The following is a 14,165-nucleotide window of genomic DNA, read 5'->3' as shown; positions in this document are numbered from 1 at the left end:
ATGCGCTGTCCCTATTGCGGTCATGAAGACAGCCAGGTGAAGGACAGCCGTCCCACCGAGGACGGCGCTGCGATCCGCCGCCGCCGCCAGTGCGAGGACTGCGGCGCGCGCTTCACCACCTTCGAGCGCATCCAGCTGCGCGAAGTCGGCGTGCTCAAGGCCGACGGGCGGCGCGAGCCCTTCGACCGCGAAAAGCTGATGCGCAGCGTCCAGATCGCATGCCGCAAGCGCCCGATCGACGGCGCGCGGATCGAGCGGCTGGTGTCGGGCATCCAGCGCCAGCTCGAAACCTCGGGCGAGAATGAGGTAAGGGCCGCACAGATCGGGGCGATGGTGATGGAGGCGCTGAAAGGTTTCGACAGCGTCGCCTATATCCGCTTCGCCAGCGTCTATCGCGAATTCACCGAGGCCAAGGATTTCGAGGAATTTGCATCGAGCGTAACCGAAGCGGCGCACAAGAATTGACCGCTCCCGAAACCCCTCCCCCCGTGATCGTCCTCGTCCGTCCGCAACTCGGTGAGAATATCGGCAAGGCGGCGCGCGCGATGCTCAACTTCGGGCTTACCGAAATGCGCCTCGTTGCGCCGCGCGACGGCTGGCCGAATCCCGACGCGGGACCGGCAGCGTCGGGTGCCGACATCGTCCTCGCGGGCGCGCAGCTGTTCGACAGCCTCGCCGAAGCGGTCGCCGACTGCACGCACATCTATGCCACGACCGTGCGCAAGCGCGGCGTGAGCAAGCCCGTATTGACGCCCGAGGCCGCCGCGCAGCAGGTGCGCGGCACCGCAGGACGCTCGGCTTATATCTTCGGGCCCGAACGCTCTGGGCTCGAAACCGACGACGTCGCGCTCGCGCACAGCATCGTCACCGTGCCGATCAACCCCGAATTCGGCTCGCTCAACCTTGCGCAGGCGGTGATCCTGCTTGCCTATGAATGGTCAAAGGGCGCCGCGCTGTCGCAGCCGCCGGCGGTCGACCTCGACCCGCCCGCGCCGCATGGCGAGATGGAAGAGCTGGTCCAGCATTTCGTGCGCGACCTCGACGCCGCGGGCTATTTCTTCCCGCCCGAACGGACCGACGCGACGCTGCGAACCTTGCGCACCGCGCTAACTAAAACGGGCTGGTCCTGCAATGATATCAAGATGATGCATGGAATCATCTCAAGTCTTGGCCGAAATAGGAAATTCAGGTAATGGGCCTGTCATAACAGAACAGGATATCTCCCCATGATTATTTATTCGATGACCCTTATATTTGCTGCCGCTTCGGTTGCCGCCGATGCGCCGGCGCAACCTGTCCCTGCCCAGCAAAGTGCGAAGCCGCAGAAGGTGAAGCGGATCTGCAAACCCGACCGTGTCACCGGCAGTCGCCTCAGCTCCCGCACGTGCAAGACGCAGGCGGAATGGGATGCGATCGAAGGCAATGTCGCGAGCCAGCAACTCGAATCTCGCAGCAACGGCGTCGGCAGCTAATCGCGCTGCTTTGGGGACTAGCTCGCCCTCAGCCGGTCCCAAACTTCGAATTCATAAGCGATCGACTGTTCGACGAGTTCGTTCCATACCGACTCGATCCGGTGCGGGACGAGCCCGGCGGCTGTCGCTTCGCGCATGACGTTGGCCAGCACTTCCGCCTTGCGCGCTTCGTCGCGAACGGCAACGCGGTCGGCCTTGATGCGCGCGGCGGCATCCATATAGCCGAAGCGGCGGACGAGAAGCGCGACCAGTTCGCGGTCGACGGCATCGACGCCCGCGCGCACGTCGGTCATGGTTTCGCAGGCTTCGGGGGGTTTGACGCTCATGCGCGCTGCCTTTAGCGGCTTTTTCGCGGCTGTCGAGCGTGCGGCGCCCCACTTGACTTTGGCCCCGCCGCCGTCTAACCGCGCGCCTTCGCAAATTGACCCCGCACCCCGGTGAAGCGGTGGTCGCGCAGGACCCGGCTCCTGCGGTGCGACCCGGGAACCGCCGAAATCCTTCGGCACATAGCAAATTGGAGACGATTATGTCGAAGCGCCAGAGCGCCAAGTACAAACTCGACCGCCGGATGGGCGAAAACATCTGGGGTCGCCCGAAGAGTCCGGTCAACCGCCGCGAATATGGCCCCGGCCAGCACGGCCAGCGCCGCAAGGGCAAGATGTCGGACTTCGGCATCCAGCTGCGCGCAAAGCAGAAGCTGAAGGGCTATTACGGCGACATCACCGAAAAGCAGTTCAAGAAGAATTATTTCGAAGCATCGCGGATGAAGGGCGACACCGGCCAGAATCTGATCGGTCTGCTCGAACGCCGCCTCGACGCGGTTGTCTATCGTTCAAAGTTCGCCCCGACGATCTTCTCGGCGCGCCAGCTCGTCAGCCACGGCCACGTCTATGTCAACGGCGTGAAGTGCAACATCGCGAGCCGACTCGTGAAGCCGGGCGACGAAGTCACCCTCGGCAAGAAGGCGCAGGAAATGGCGCTCGTCGCCGAAGCGCAGAGCCTTCCCGAGCGCGACCTTCCCGAATATGTCGCGGTCGACGGCACCAAGGCGACCTTCGTGCGCGTTCCCTCGCTCGATGAAGTTCCCTATCCGGTGAAGATGGAACCGAACCTGGTCGTCGAATTCTATTCGCGCTGATCGGTTCGATCGCGAAGAGACAAGAGGGCGGTCCGGCGACGGGCCGCCCTTTTCGTTTCGTGCATCGTATCAAAGGCCGAGAGCGGCGCGCAGAAGCTTGTCCGAGTCGGCCAACATTCGCGTACGCGCGACATCGTCGTCGAGCTGGTGATCGAGACCCTTGAACTCCAGATACTCGACCTTCTTCCCAGCTCCGCGCAGACGGCCTTCCATACGCCGCGACTGTTCGACGCTGACATTCTGGTCATAGTCGCCGTGAACGAGCATGACGGGTACCGAAATCTTTTCGACATTGCGCGCGGGCGAACCCGACACGACATGATCACCGCGGCCAATGAAAGCGTCGGTCAGCCGGAAGTTGGAAAAGTTACGCGATTCTTCGCGTAGCAACTCCAAGTCGGTGACCGGGGCGATGGCCACGATGGCCTTGAAAAGGCCCGGCTCGGTCACGCCTGATTGCAGCACGGCATAGCCTCCATAGGACCAACCGACGCCGGCGACTTTGCCCGGCGCCGCGATACCGCTCGACACCAGCCATTTGGCACCATCGTTGACGTCGCCGATGGCGACGGGCCACGACTGAAAGCCGTTTTTTTGGAACCATTGCGAACCATAGCCGGTCGAGCCACGGAAATTGGGCTGCAGGACGGCATAGCCCCGCATCGCATAATATTGCGGAAGCCAGTCGAAACCCCATTCGTCGCGCGAACCCGGGCCGCCGTGCGGCATGACGATGGCGGGTAGATCTTTTCCATCCGATCCTGCGGGAAGGGTCAGATAAGCCGGGATGTCGACGCCGTCGCGCGACTTGTAGCTTACGGCCTTGACCCGCGCGAGTTGACCCGGATCGAGCTGCGGGCGTTTTTTCAGGATTTCGGCGAGCTGTTTCGTCTTCTTGTCATACAAATAATAACCGCCGGGATCGACGTCGCTGCCTACCCACATGACGATCTTGCTTTCGTCAGCGTTCGTATCGACAAAGCTGACCGACGGATTCCCGGGCAGCGCTTTGCCCAATGCGGTGCGTAGCGCGCCGAGTTCGGGATCGAAAAATTCGCTATAGCGCTTGTCGGTCGCGTAGCTCGTCCCGATGACCCGGTTGTCGCGCCCGATCCGCATCAGGCCGTCGACGTCAACCTGATCATGCGTGGCGATCAATTTGCGTGTCATGTTCCCGTCGAGCGAAACCGAGAAAAGCGCCTGGCGGCCGTTGTGATCGTCAAAGCCATAGGCGACGTTCAGATTGGGATCGACCGCCACCGGGTAAAAGCCGCGCCCACGCCCCGCCTCGTTGACATAGGTGCCGAACCTGTTCCAGCTGCGGCTCCCCGGCTTGCGATAAAGGATGTCGAGCGTGTCGGCGGCGTAGCCATCCTTGGTTTCGCGCTGGGTGACCATCATGCGGACCGTGCCGCGCCCATCGGAAATATAGTCGACGACACCATCCCGCGGCGGCTCGACAAGTTTACGTTTGAGCGTACGCGTGTCGACCGCATCGACGCCAAGTCCCGATTCCGACCGGGAGAGGATCGACCCCGCCTGATATTCGCCCGTCGCGACGCGCGTCATCAGCACGCGGTCGCCGCCTTCGCCATCATTCCAGTCGACAATTTCGCCGCCATACTGGCTCTGCCCGAAAGCACGCGAGCGCATCTGGCTGGTCAGCATCTGCATGTTCTGGCCGTCGGCGTCGAGCGCCAACATGCGCGAAAAGCCGTGCAGGTCGGTCGTCCCGCGGTTGATGACCGACACGGTACAAACAAGACGGTCGTTGAGCGCCCATTCGCAGTAGCGCAACTGCTCGTCGCCACCCTTTGATACCAGTACCGGCTTTGTGTCGCCCGTCGATATGGTGATGACGCTCGCCACCGTACCCGATCCCTTTATGGCCTGCACCGCCAGCAGCCGCTCGCCGTCGGGTGAAATTGCCACTTGGCGCACTTGTTCGCGCGCGCCGAACAGCGCCGCGACCTGATCGTCGGCCCGCGCAGGCACTGCCGCCAATAGAACTGCCGACGCCAGCAACATGCGTTTTGAAATCTGCATCACTACCCCCCCGAAAGGCGCCGCTCAAAACGTGCCTAACTTCATGAAAAAAGGCCGTCGTCGCGTTGACGCGCGCCCATGCGCTGCACCATAATCGCGTCAATCGCACACGCAATATGCAAAGCTGCCACGCTGGATGCGACCCTTGCCTGCATGGATGCTGGCTGGCACAACAGTGCATCCCCGGACGATAGTAGGACAAATAATGCCCCGATTTTTTTCCGCCCCAACCGCGTTCGCCGCGCTGTTGTCGCTTGCCGCATGCAGCCCCGAAAGCGACGATCCGAACACCGCCATCCCCGACGTCGATGTCCCCGAACTGTCGCTTTCGACGTTGCAGGACGTCACCCGGCAGCTATCGTCCGACGAATTCGAAGGCCGTTCACCCGGTACCGCGGGCGAGGAAAAGACCGTCGCGCTGCTGATCGAGAAGTTCAAGGAGGCGGGGCTTCAGCCCGGAAACAATGGCAGCTGGACGCAGGACGTTCCGCTTGTCGAGATAACCGCGGTCAATCCGACCCCCCTCACCTTTTCCGGCGGCGCCGCGCCGATGACGCTGCAATATGGCGCCGACTATGTCGCGGGCAGCTATCGCGTCCAACCCAGCATTTCGGTCAAGGACAGCGACGTCGTTTTTGTCGGCTATGGCATCAACGCCCCCGAAAAGGGCTGGAACGACTATGCCGGTATCGATGTGAAAGGGAAGACGGTCGTCATCCTCGTCAACGATCCCGACTGGCAGACGCCCGAGGCGCAAGGCGAATTCAACGGCCGCGCGATGACCTATTATGGTCGCTGGACCTACAAATATGAAGAAGCGGCGCGGCAGGGCGCGGCGGCGGCGCTGATCGTCCACGACACCGAGCCCGCCGCCTATGGCTGGAACGTCGTCGAATCGAGCTGGACGGGCACGCAATATCTGGCCGACAGCACCAATGGCGGCGCCGACCAGACCGCGGCGAACGGCTGGATCCAGCTCGAAAAGGCGAAGCAGCTCTTTGCGGGCGCGGGCAAGGATTTCGACGCGCTGCGCGAAGCCGCAAAGAAAAAGGGCTTCAAGGCGGTGCCGCTGTCCGGCGTCAAGGCGTCGTTCGGCTTCGACAACCGCATCGCCAAGAAAATGTCGCGCAACGTCATCGGCGTGCTTCCGGGTGCGAAACGGCCCGACGAATATGTGCTCTACACCGCGCACTGGGATCACCTCGGCCGCTGCACGCCCGTCGATGGCGACGACATCTGCAACGGCGCGGTCGACAATGCGACCGGCACCGCGGCGCTCGTGACGCTCGCACAGGCGTTCAAGGCGGCGGGTGCGCCCGACCGCAGCCTGGTCTTCCTTGCCGTCACTGCGGAGGAATCGGGACTGCTCGGGTCGAAATTTTATGCCGACAACCCCGTTTTCCCGCTCGGCCAGACCGTTGCGGGCGTCAATATGGACGCACTCAACCCCGTCGGCCCGACGCGCGACATCGTCGTCGTCGGCCGCGGCAAGTCGCAGCTCGACGCCTATCTCGAAAAGGCCGCGCTCACCGACGAGCGGACCGTCGTCGACGAGCCGACGCCCGAAAAGGGCTTCTATTATCGTTCCGATCATTTCAGCTTTGCCAAGCGCGGCGTCCCGATGATCTACTTCGAAAGCGGCGAGGATCTGGTCGATGGTGGGGTCGAAGCGGGCAAGAAGGCCGCCGAGGACTATGTCGAAAAGCGCTATCATGCGCCAGGCGACGAATTTGAGGCGATCACCAACTGGGACGGCATGATGGCCGACCTGCGCCTCTATTATGCCGTCGGACGGATGCTGGCGATGACGAGCGCCTGGCCGAACTGGAACGAGGGCGACGAATTCCGCGCCGCCCGCGACAAGTCGCGCAGCGCCTCCTGACGCAGAAGAAATCCCGCAGCGGCCGACCCGCGCCAGCCGCTGCGCCGAGCATTGCGCCCGCCCCTTTTCTGACATAGCTTCCCGCCGGGCGCGGGTCGGCGCGCATCGCCAGCAGGCGAGCCGCCGAGAGGGGGAAGCGCAATGTCAGACCAAATTGAATCGACCGGCCCGCTGCGGCCGGTCGCCCAGACCGACCGTATCGACTCGCTCGACATCCTGAGGGGGATCGCCGTCCTCGGCATCCTGCTGATGAACATCGTGGGCTTTGCGCTTTTGCCGCAAGCCTATGGCAATCCGTTCGCCGACGGCGGCGCGACCGGTCCCAACCGCGACGTTTTCGTCGCGATGACCGTCGGGTTCGAAGGCACGATGCGCGGCATTTTCTCGATCCTGTTCGGCGCGAGCATCGTCCTGCTCACCGAACGCATGGAACGCGCGGGAGCAGGTCTTGCAACCGCCGAAATCTATTTCCGGCGCACGCTGTGGCTGCTGCTGTTCGGCATCATCCACTGGACGCTGATGCTGTGGTTCGGCGAGATATTGTTCGGATATGCGATGTGCGGCCTCGTGCTATTCTCGTTCCGCAAGCTTGCGCCGCGCTGGCTGTTGCTGATCGCGGCGCCGCTGCTCCTCTTCGCATCGTTCGACCAGTACCAAACCTATCACAGCACGATGGCGCAGCAGGCGGCGGCAAGCGAAGCCGAAACCGCAAAGGCGGCCGGTGCCAGCCTGACCGGCGAACAGGAGCGCGCGATCGAAGCTTGGCAGGAGCAACTCGGTCACGTGATACCAAACGACGAAATGGCCGACCATGTGCGCGCAACGCACAGCGGGTCGTGGTGGAATGCCGTGACGAGCCAGTTCGATTTTTCCTACACATTCCAATGGACCGACGCACCCTATTGGTATTTCACCGACATGATCCCCTTCATGTTGATCGGAATGGCGCTGCTCAAGCTCGGCGTGCTGCCCGCGGCGCTGCCAGCGCGGACCTATGCCGCGATGATCGCGCTCGGTTACGGCATCGGCATCCCGCTCGGCATCTATGAAACGGGGCTGTTGTTCGACGGCGGTTTCAGCCCCGTTGCGGTCGCCAAGGCCAACATGACCTATCAGATCAGCCGCCTCGCGATGGTCACGGGTCATCTGGGCCTGGTACTGCTGGTCGTCAGGACGGGCCTGTTGCGCGCGCCGATGCGCGTACTCGCCGCAACCGGGCAGATGGCGCTCAGCAATTATCTGGCGCAGACGATCATCTGCGTGGCGCTTTTCTATGGCTTCGGCTTCGGGCTTTTCGGCCGGTTCGAGCGTATCGAGCTTTACATGATTGTCGCGGCAATCTGGGCCGCCGAACTGATCTGGAGTCCGCTGTGGCTCGCGCGCTTCCGTTTCGGCCCGTTCGAGTGGCTGTGGCGCACGCTGACCTATTGGCGGGTGCAACCCTTCAGGCGCTGACCGGGGTTGCTCCCCGCGTCGGATTGTCGCATGCGCGGCGCCGAAGCGCCGGCACATTGCCGGCGATGCCAAACGCCGAGGGAAGATCGCCATGTCGCTCCGCATGCCCGCCGAATGGGCGCCGCACGAAGCCGTGTGGATCGGCTTTCCGCACCTCGACGACGAATGGAGCGGGCATATCGACGCGGCGCGGCGCGACGTCGCCGCCTTTGCCAATGCCGTCCACGACGGCGGCCGCGGCGAGACGGTGCGGCTCGTCGTCAATGATATGGCGCAGCGCGACCTTGCCGCCGCGCTCGTCGATCCCGGGGTCGAATTGCTCGTCCAGCCGCTCGGTGACATCTGGCTGCGCGATACGGGGCCCATCGTCGCGGGCTCCGGCGCGGCGCGGCGCGCACAGGACTTCCGCTTCAACTGGTGGGGCGAGAAATTCGTGATGCCCGGCGACCGCGAGGTCGGCGCGGCGCTCGCGGCTTCGAGCGGGCTTCCGGTCGACGTGCGCGACTGGGTGCTCGAGGGTGGAGGTATCGACGTCGACGGCACGGGGCTGTGCGTGACGACGGAGGAGTGTCTGCTCAACCCCAATCGCAATCCGGCGCTTTCGCGCGCCGATATCGAGGCACGGCTGCGCGAAGCCCTCGGCATCGACCGGACATTGTGGCTGGGCAACGGCCTGATCGGCGATCACACCGACGGTCATGTCGACAATCTCGCGCGCTTCGTCGGCGAAGGACGGCTCGCGCTGCCCGTCCTCGCAGGCGATGACGACCCCAATTCCGCCATCTATGCCGAGGCACGCGTGCGCGCCGAAGCCTTTGGCGGGATCACAATCGTCGACCTCCCCTCGCCCGGACGCGTCGAGGTCGATGGCGAGCTGGCCGCGGCGAGCTATATGAACTTCTACATCGGCAACAGCGTCGTCGTCGTGCCGACCTATGGCGTCCCGAACGATATCGCGGCCATCGACGCACTTGCCGCGCTCTTCCCCGATCGCCGCGCGGTGGGTGTTCCCGCGCGCGGCATCATCGCGGGCGGCGGCAGCTTTCACTGTTCGAGCCAGCAGCTGCCATGCTGACCGCCAGCTTCATCGCGCGCGCGCTGCTGTCGGGGCTGATCATCGCGGCGATCGCGTGGATCGGCCGGCGCAATGCCGCGGCTGCCGCGCTCGTCGCCTCGCTGCCGCTGGTGTCATTGCTCGGTATCATCTGGCTCTGGCACGACACGGGCGACCGGATCCGCCTCGCCGACCATATGCAGGCGACCTTCTGGTATGTGCTGCCCAGCCTGCCGATGTTCCTCGTCACGCCGCTGTTGCTGCGCAGCGGGGTCAATTTCTGGGTCGCGCTGGCTGCGGGTTGCGCGCTGACCGTCGCACTCTATCTTCTGACCATTCCTCTCGCCGCCAAATTCGGCATCAGATTGTAAGCCCTGCCCCATGACCCGCACCATCGCCGTCGCCGCGCTCCAGTTGCCCCTGCCCGGCCCCGTCGCGCCCAATATCGAGGCCGTGACGGCACTCGTCGAGGAAGCGGCGGCCAAGGGCGCGCAGATCGTTCTGCCGCCCGAACTCTTTGAAGGCCCCTATTTCTGCCAGGTCGAGGACGAGGCGCTGTTCGCGAACGCGCGTCCGACCGCCGATCACCCCAGCGTCGTCGCGATGCAGGCGCTCGCCGCGAAGCTGAAGATCGCGATCCCGACGAGCTATTTCGAGAAAGACGGGCCGCACTATTATAACACGCTCGCGATGATCGGCCCCGACGGCGCGATCATGGGGACGTATCGCAAGAGCCATATTCCCGACGGCCCCGGATATGAGGAAAAATATTATTTCCGCCCCGGCAACACGGGCTTCAAGGTGTGGGACGTCTTCGGCACGCGCATCGGCGTCGGCGTTTGCTGGGATCAATGGTATCCCGAATGCGCGCGCGCGATGGCGTTGATGGGTGCCGAGCTGCTGTTCTATCCGACCGCGATCGGGTCCGAACCCTATGACGCCGACCTCGACACGAGCCGCATGTGGCGCCGCGCGATGCAGGGGCATTCGGTGTCGAACTGCATGCCGGTCATCGCCGCCAATCGGATTGGACCAGAGGGCGACGCCAATTTCTATGGCCACAGCTTCATCAGCGATGAATGGGGAGATTTGGCGCAGGCGTTCGGCGCAAGCGAAACCGGCGTGCTCGTCGAAACGATTGACCTCGACCGGGCGGCGAAACATCGCGCCGGCATGGGCTTTTTCCGCGACCGAAGGCCACTGCTTTACGGACGGCTGGTCGAAGATATCTGACGGCGAAGCGCGAAACAGGCCACCTTCATCGGCTCCGCGGTAATCGGCCTTTAACCTTGTTGCCCCATTCTCTGACAATGTTTGCGCCTCGCTCGATCACTGTCTTCAAGGGCATTTCGCGACTAGCCTATTCGACCCTCCGCATCAGCAGGCTGCAGGCGTGGGCACTGGTCGCCTTGCTCACGGCCTTCGCGGCTGTCGGCGACCTCGTCTCGGGCAAGGATATCTGGTTCGGGCCGGTTTACCTCTTTGTGCTGTGCGTCGCGACTTGGCTTCTCGGCTGGGCTGTCGGACATGGGGTCGGCATATTCTGCATGATCCTGACCTTCATCATCAACGGAGCCTCGCTATACCCCTATGCGACCTCGGCCTTTTCGCTCGACCTGGTGATGCGTTTCGTGGCGATGTCGATCATCCTGTCGGCGATTGCGGCCGTGCGCGGCGCCTATATGCGCGAATGGTGGCTGGCACGTATCGATTCGATGACCGGCGCGCTCAACCGGCAGGCATTTTTCGAATTCGGCGAACTCATGTGCGACGTCGGCAGCTGGCGCGTGATGCTGTTTGCCGACCTCGACGGATTCAAGGCGATCAACGATGGCGAAGGCCACGCGGTCGGCGACCAATGCCTCAAGGATTTTGCGCGCTCCATCCGGGCTTCTATCCGCAAGGCCGACATTTTCGCCCGGATGGGCGGTGACGAATTCGTGATTTTCATGTCAGTGAAGGGCAAGGCGACCGGGCCCGCAGTCGCCGAGCGCTTGCACCGCGTCATGAACTCGGTCCCGTCCCCTGCGCAGCGCGATCTTCGTTCCAGTGTCGGAGCGCTCATCATCCCACCGGGGAGAGCCTCGCTCGACGACCTTGTCAGACAGGCCGATGACCTCATGTACAGCGCCAAGGCGATAGGCGCGGGCCTGCGCATCGGCGACGCCCATACGACGGCATCGACCACGTCGAAAGCACGGGCCCGCGCCGCGCCGCGTCCTACCATATTGTTCGACGCGCCAACGCCCAGTTTTACGTACGAGCGGCGCGCATCCCCGCTGCCGTAAGGCTGGAGGCACTATTCGGGGACCACTGGCACCGCCCCGTCCTCCGCATCCCTAGCCTTCAAAGCGCCGGATGCTTTCGAGGTCGGCGCGTTCGAGCGGCTGCGTGAGCCAGACGCCGCCGCGCGTGCCACGCGACCAGCGGACGATTGCCTTGCGGCGAAGGCCGCCGGCAAGCACCAGCTCGATTTCCTTGCCGACCTCCAGATGTCCGGTGTGGACGAAGCCCGCACCGCTCTGCGACAGGTCGACCAGCTCGATGTCGCTCGTCACATTTTCGGTGATGACCTGCGCCTTGGTGTGGACCGGGAGGCGCGGCTGGCGATAGCCGCTCGCGCGCTGCTCCGCCGCAAGGCGCTTGAGCACGTCGGCGACATCGACCTCCTCGTCGAACTCGACGCCGCAGCGCCCCTCGTCGGCCCAAACGACGCGGCCGTTCACGACAACGGTGTCTGAAAGCGCCACTTCGAGCTTTTCGCCGACCGCCACAGGCACATCTGCTGCGAGCATCATCCCGCGGTCGGACATGTTGCGAACGCGCCAAAGGCCCGAATCGCCATCGCGCACAACCTTGGCGATGCGCCAGACAGTTCGATAACGATCGGCACCGCGCCGGTCGGTATCCGAGCCCGAGATCGGCTCATTCATACGAAGCGGAGGGAGCGGTTTTTTCACGCTGTCCTCTTTTGGTTGCGCTCCGGGTATGTGGGAATAGCTCATGGTCTATACAGTTCCGCCCAAAAATGCCACGTCAACATATCGAGGTTTCGGTAAATGCTCAAAGCAACATTTTGTTTTAGTTAACAGAAAGCTGGTCCATGGCCTCCATCAATGTCGACTATGCAACCTGAGTATGAACAAATTTCTCCGTAAGCGCCAATTAACGGTGCCATATTTGCAGCATTGACCTGTTGGACCAAGCGAGCGGCTATTGCGAAGGGCGTTTGGGGCGCGCGCGAACGCGATGCTGAACGCGGCAGAGGACATCAAGCGAGGGTCGGAATGGAAGTGGTGCCCCTGGCCGGACTCGAACCAGCACTCCTTGCGGAACTCGATTTTGAGTCGAGCGCGTCTACCAATTTCACCACAGGGGCATGCACGCGGGTCGCGGTGCGGCGCACTCCCTAAGGCGAAGCGCCGCCGCTTGCCAAGCTATTTCTTCAGCTCTTTCGCCAGCGTCTTGGCGGTCGCCTTGCCATAGGGCGGCTTGAAACCTGCGAGCCCCGCGACGTCGAGCTTGGGCTGGCGATAGACGGCGCGCGCGTGGCTGAACGTTCGAAAGCCGTCGACGCCGTGATAATTGCCCATCCCCGACGGGCCGACGCCGCCAAAGGGCAGATCCTCCATCGCATTGTGGAACAGCACGTCGTTGACCGTGACGCCGCCCGAGATGGTGCGCGTCAGTACGCGCTCCTCCTCGCTCTTGTCCTGCCCGAAATAATAAAGGCCGAGCGGGCGGTCGCGTTCGTTCACATAGTCGATCGCCTCGTCGATCGTCCTGTAGGTCTTCACCGGCAGGATCGGCCCGAAGATTTCCTCCTGCATCACCTTCATCTCGTCAGTGACGTTGCGGACGATGTGGAGCGGCATCTTGTGGCCGTTGGCGCTCGCGAAATCCTCCTTCGCCGGGTTGATCTCGATCACCTCGGCCCCCTTGTCGCGCGCGTCGGCGAGGTAGGATTGCAGGCGGTCGTAATTCCGCCCGTTGACCACCGAGGTATAATCGTCGTTCGCGAGCAATGTCGGGTAAAGCGCCGCCGCGCCCTTCGTCACGCCGTCGATCACCTCGCCTTCCTGATCGTCGGGGACGAGCAGATAGTCGGGGGCGAGGCAGATTTGCCCCGCGTTCATCATCTTGCCGAGCGCGACGCGCTGACCCACCTGTTCCTTGTTCGCGCTGCGCCCGATGAAAGTCGGCGACTTGCCGCCAAGCTCGAGCGTCACCGGCACCAGATTATCGGCGGCTGCGCGCATGATGTGGCGCCCGACGCTCGTCGCGCCGGTGAAGATCAGATGGTCGAAGGCGAGCTTCGAAAATGCGATCCCGACCTCGGCATCGCCGGTGAACACCGCCATTTCGCTTTCGTCGAAATAATCGGGGACGAGCCGCGCCATCAGCGCAGAGACATTTTCGGTGAACTCGCTCGGCTTGATCATCGCACGGTTGCCCGCCGCAAGGATCCCGGCCATCGGCACGAACACCATGCCGACGGGGAAATTCCACGGCGCGACGACGCCGACGACGCCCTTGGGTTGATAGACGACCTCGGCCTTTGCGCCGAGCAGGCCGAGCGGAAAGGTCGGTTTGCGCTTCTCCCCCTTCGCCCAGCTCGCCATGTGCTTTTTCGCATGTTTGAGCGCGCTCACCGACGGCATGATGTCGGTCATCAGCGTCTGCTCGCGGCTGCGGTGTCCGAAATCCTCGCTCACCGCCTTGGCGAAATCCTCGGCACGGTCGACGAGCATCGCGATCGCACGGTCGATGCGATCGGTCCGTACGGCGAGGCTTTCGGGCATCGCGGCGGTAAAGCTCGCCTTTTGCGCGGCAAGGACCTCGTGCATGCGCGCAGTTTCGCCGGCTAGATCCTGCTTGATCGCGGTGGCCATGACCCGTCTCCCCTGTGTGGATTTGCCACAGTTCACCATGGAGCGCGACGCGTTGCAAGTTGAAACCCGCGCGTAGCGCTATCCCGGAATTTGCGGCTCTGTCCCGAGGGCCACCATCGGGCAAGTTGGGAAGCGGACGTTCGGGAATTGACCGATTGCAGACGAGGTTGCACAATCTTGGGAAGTTGCCACAACCGGTCCAGAGCCACGGATGCGCGTGGCGGCG

At 63.3% G+C, this 14,165-nt stretch carries 14 protein-coding genes and 1 tRNA gene; 10 read left to right on the top strand and 5 right to left on the bottom strand.

Features of this window, described 5'->3' with window-relative positions; genetic code table 11:
- From nrdR to H7692_RS00575, 3 genes are read left to right on the top strand one after another with little or no spacing between them, the layout of a single operon-like run.
- Positions 1–465 (top strand): transcriptional regulator NrdR, encoded by a 465-nt coding sequence (gene nrdR / locus H7692_RS00585; protein WP_201924920.1) that lies wholly within the window; start codon positions 1–3, stop codon positions 463–465.
- Positions 462–1,193: an RNA methyltransferase gene (locus H7692_RS00580; RefSeq protein WP_222136276.1), complete on the top strand. Its 732-nt coding sequence runs from the start codon at positions 462–464 to the stop codon at positions 1,191–1,193. The genes nrdR and H7692_RS00580 overlap by 4 nt, the downstream gene beginning before the upstream one ends.
- Before the next feature lie 33 nt (positions 1,194–1,226).
- Positions 1,227–1,472 carry a hypothetical protein gene (locus tag H7692_RS00575; RefSeq protein WP_222136277.1) on the top strand — a complete coding sequence of 82 codons (246 nt, stop codon included), beginning with the start codon at positions 1,227–1,229 and terminating at the stop codon, positions 1,470–1,472.
- 17 nt (positions 1,473–1,489) lie between these two features.
- Here the strand turns inward: H7692_RS00575 and H7692_RS00570 are convergent, their stop codons facing one another.
- Positions 1,490–1,798 carry a chorismate mutase gene (locus tag H7692_RS00570; protein WP_222136278.1) on the bottom strand — a complete coding sequence of 103 codons (309 nt, stop codon included), beginning with the start codon at positions 1,796–1,798 and terminating at the stop codon, positions 1,490–1,492.
- Positions 1,799–1,998: 200 nt separating this feature from the next.
- On the opposite strand from H7692_RS00570, the gene rpsD reads away from it, so the two are divergent.
- Positions 1,999–2,610: a 30S ribosomal protein S4 gene (rpsD, locus tag H7692_RS00565; RefSeq protein WP_201924912.1), complete on the top strand. Its 612-nt coding sequence runs from the start codon at positions 1,999–2,001 to the stop codon at positions 2,608–2,610.
- Positions 2,611–2,679: 69 nt separating this feature from the next.
- Here rpsD and H7692_RS00560 read toward each other — a convergent pair whose 3' ends face one another.
- On the bottom strand, positions 2,680–4,656 hold the full coding sequence (locus tag H7692_RS00560; RefSeq protein ID WP_227339600.1) for an alpha/beta hydrolase family protein: 1,977 nt from the start codon (positions 4,654–4,656) through the stop codon (positions 2,680–2,682).
- A 205-nt stretch (positions 4,657–4,861) separates the two neighbouring features.
- Here H7692_RS00560 and H7692_RS00555 point away from each other — a divergent pair, with 205 nt between their 5' ends.
- The 6 genes from H7692_RS00555 (at position 4,862) to H7692_RS00530 (ending at position 11,335) form a co-directional block, all read left to right on the top strand.
- Positions 4,862–6,538 carry a M28 family metallopeptidase gene (locus tag H7692_RS00555; protein WP_222136280.1) on the top strand — a complete coding sequence of 559 codons (1,677 nt, stop codon included), beginning with the start codon at positions 4,862–4,864 and terminating at the stop codon, positions 6,536–6,538.
- Positions 6,539–6,679: 141 nt separating this feature from the next.
- Positions 6,680–7,993: a DUF418 domain-containing protein gene (locus H7692_RS00550; protein ID WP_201924906.1), complete on the top strand. Its 1,314-nt coding sequence runs from the start codon at positions 6,680–6,682 to the stop codon at positions 7,991–7,993.
- A 91-nt stretch (positions 7,994–8,084) separates the two neighbouring features.
- Positions 8,085–9,068, top strand: a complete 984-nt coding sequence (locus H7692_RS00545) for an agmatine deiminase family protein (protein WP_222136281.1) — start codon at positions 8,085–8,087, stop codon at positions 9,066–9,068.
- Positions 9,062–9,418, top strand: coding sequence for a DUF3147 family protein (locus H7692_RS00540; RefSeq protein WP_222136282.1), 357 nt, complete (start codon positions 9,062–9,064; stop codon positions 9,416–9,418). Before H7692_RS00545 ends, H7692_RS00540 begins: the two co-directional genes overlap by 7 nt.
- 10 nt (positions 9,419–9,428) lie before the next feature.
- Positions 9,429–10,280: an N-carbamoylputrescine amidase gene (gene aguB / locus H7692_RS00535; protein ID WP_227339598.1), complete on the top strand. Its 852-nt coding sequence runs from the start codon at positions 9,429–9,431 to the stop codon at positions 10,278–10,280.
- 77 nt (positions 10,281–10,357) lie between these two features.
- Positions 10,358–11,335: a GGDEF domain-containing protein gene (locus H7692_RS00530; protein WP_201924897.1), complete on the top strand. Its 978-nt coding sequence runs from the start codon at positions 10,358–10,360 to the stop codon at positions 11,333–11,335.
- A gap of 51 nt (positions 11,336–11,386) precedes the next feature.
- On the opposite strand, the gene H7692_RS00525 is transcribed toward H7692_RS00530, so the two are convergent.
- The 3 genes from H7692_RS00525 to H7692_RS00515 form a co-directional block, all read right to left on the bottom strand.
- Complete coding sequence (locus H7692_RS00525) at positions 11,387–12,007, bottom strand: PilZ domain-containing protein (protein WP_227339596.1); 621 nt, start codon at positions 12,005–12,007, stop codon at positions 11,387–11,389.
- Positions 12,008–12,341: 334 nt separating this feature from the next.
- Positions 12,342–12,426 (bottom strand) — tRNA-Leu (locus tag H7692_RS00520).
- A gap of 58 nt (positions 12,427–12,484) precedes the next feature.
- Positions 12,485–13,939: a coniferyl aldehyde dehydrogenase gene (locus H7692_RS00515; RefSeq protein WP_227339594.1), complete on the bottom strand. Its 1,455-nt coding sequence runs from the start codon at positions 13,937–13,939 to the stop codon at positions 12,485–12,487.
- Positions 13,940–14,165: the final 226 nt, after the last annotated feature.

The organism is Sphingopyxis sp. P8 (assembly GCF_020622175.1).
Lineage (GTDB): Bacteria > Pseudomonadota > Alphaproteobacteria > Sphingomonadales > Sphingomonadaceae > Sphingopyxis > Sphingopyxis jiangsuensis.
This window is presented reverse-complemented; position numbering and strand designations above follow the sequence as displayed.

Coding starts and splice junctions, on each gene's coding strand:
- H7692_RS00550 (WP_201924906.1), top strand. CDS start 6,680: ATGTCAGACCAAATTGAATCGACCGGCCCGCTGCGGCCGGTCGCCCAG.
- nrdR (WP_201924920.1), top strand. CDS start 1: ATGCGCTGTCCCTATTGCGGTCATGAAGACAGCCAGGTGAAGGACAGC.
- H7692_RS00540 (WP_222136282.1), top strand. CDS start 9,062: ATGCTGACCGCCAGCTTCATCGCGCGCGCGCTGCTGTCGGGGCTGATC.
- aguB (WP_227339598.1), top strand. CDS start 9,429: ATGACCCGCACCATCGCCGTCGCCGCGCTCCAGTTGCCCCTGCCCGGC.
- H7692_RS00545 (WP_222136281.1), top strand. CDS start 8,085: ATGTCGCTCCGCATGCCCGCCGAATGGGCGCCGCACGAAGCCGTGTGG.
- rpsD (WP_201924912.1), top strand. CDS start 1,999: ATGTCGAAGCGCCAGAGCGCCAAGTACAAACTCGACCGCCGGATGGGC.
- H7692_RS00575 (WP_222136277.1), top strand. CDS start 1,227: ATGATTATTTATTCGATGACCCTTATATTTGCTGCCGCTTCGGTTGCC.
- H7692_RS00555 (WP_222136280.1), top strand. CDS start 4,862: ATGCCCCGATTTTTTTCCGCCCCAACCGCGTTCGCCGCGCTGTTGTCG.
- H7692_RS00560 (WP_227339600.1), bottom strand. CDS start 4,656: ATGCAGATTTCAAAACGCATGTTGCTGGCGTCGGCAGTTCTATTGGCG.
- H7692_RS00530 (WP_201924897.1), top strand. CDS start 10,358: ATGTTTGCGCCTCGCTCGATCACTGTCTTCAAGGGCATTTCGCGACTA.
- H7692_RS00515 (WP_227339594.1), bottom strand. CDS start 13,939: ATGGCCACCGCGATCAAGCAGGATCTAGCCGGCGAAACTGCGCGCATG.
- H7692_RS00570 (WP_222136278.1), bottom strand. CDS start 1,798: ATGAGCGTCAAACCCCCCGAAGCCTGCGAAACCATGACCGACGTGCGC.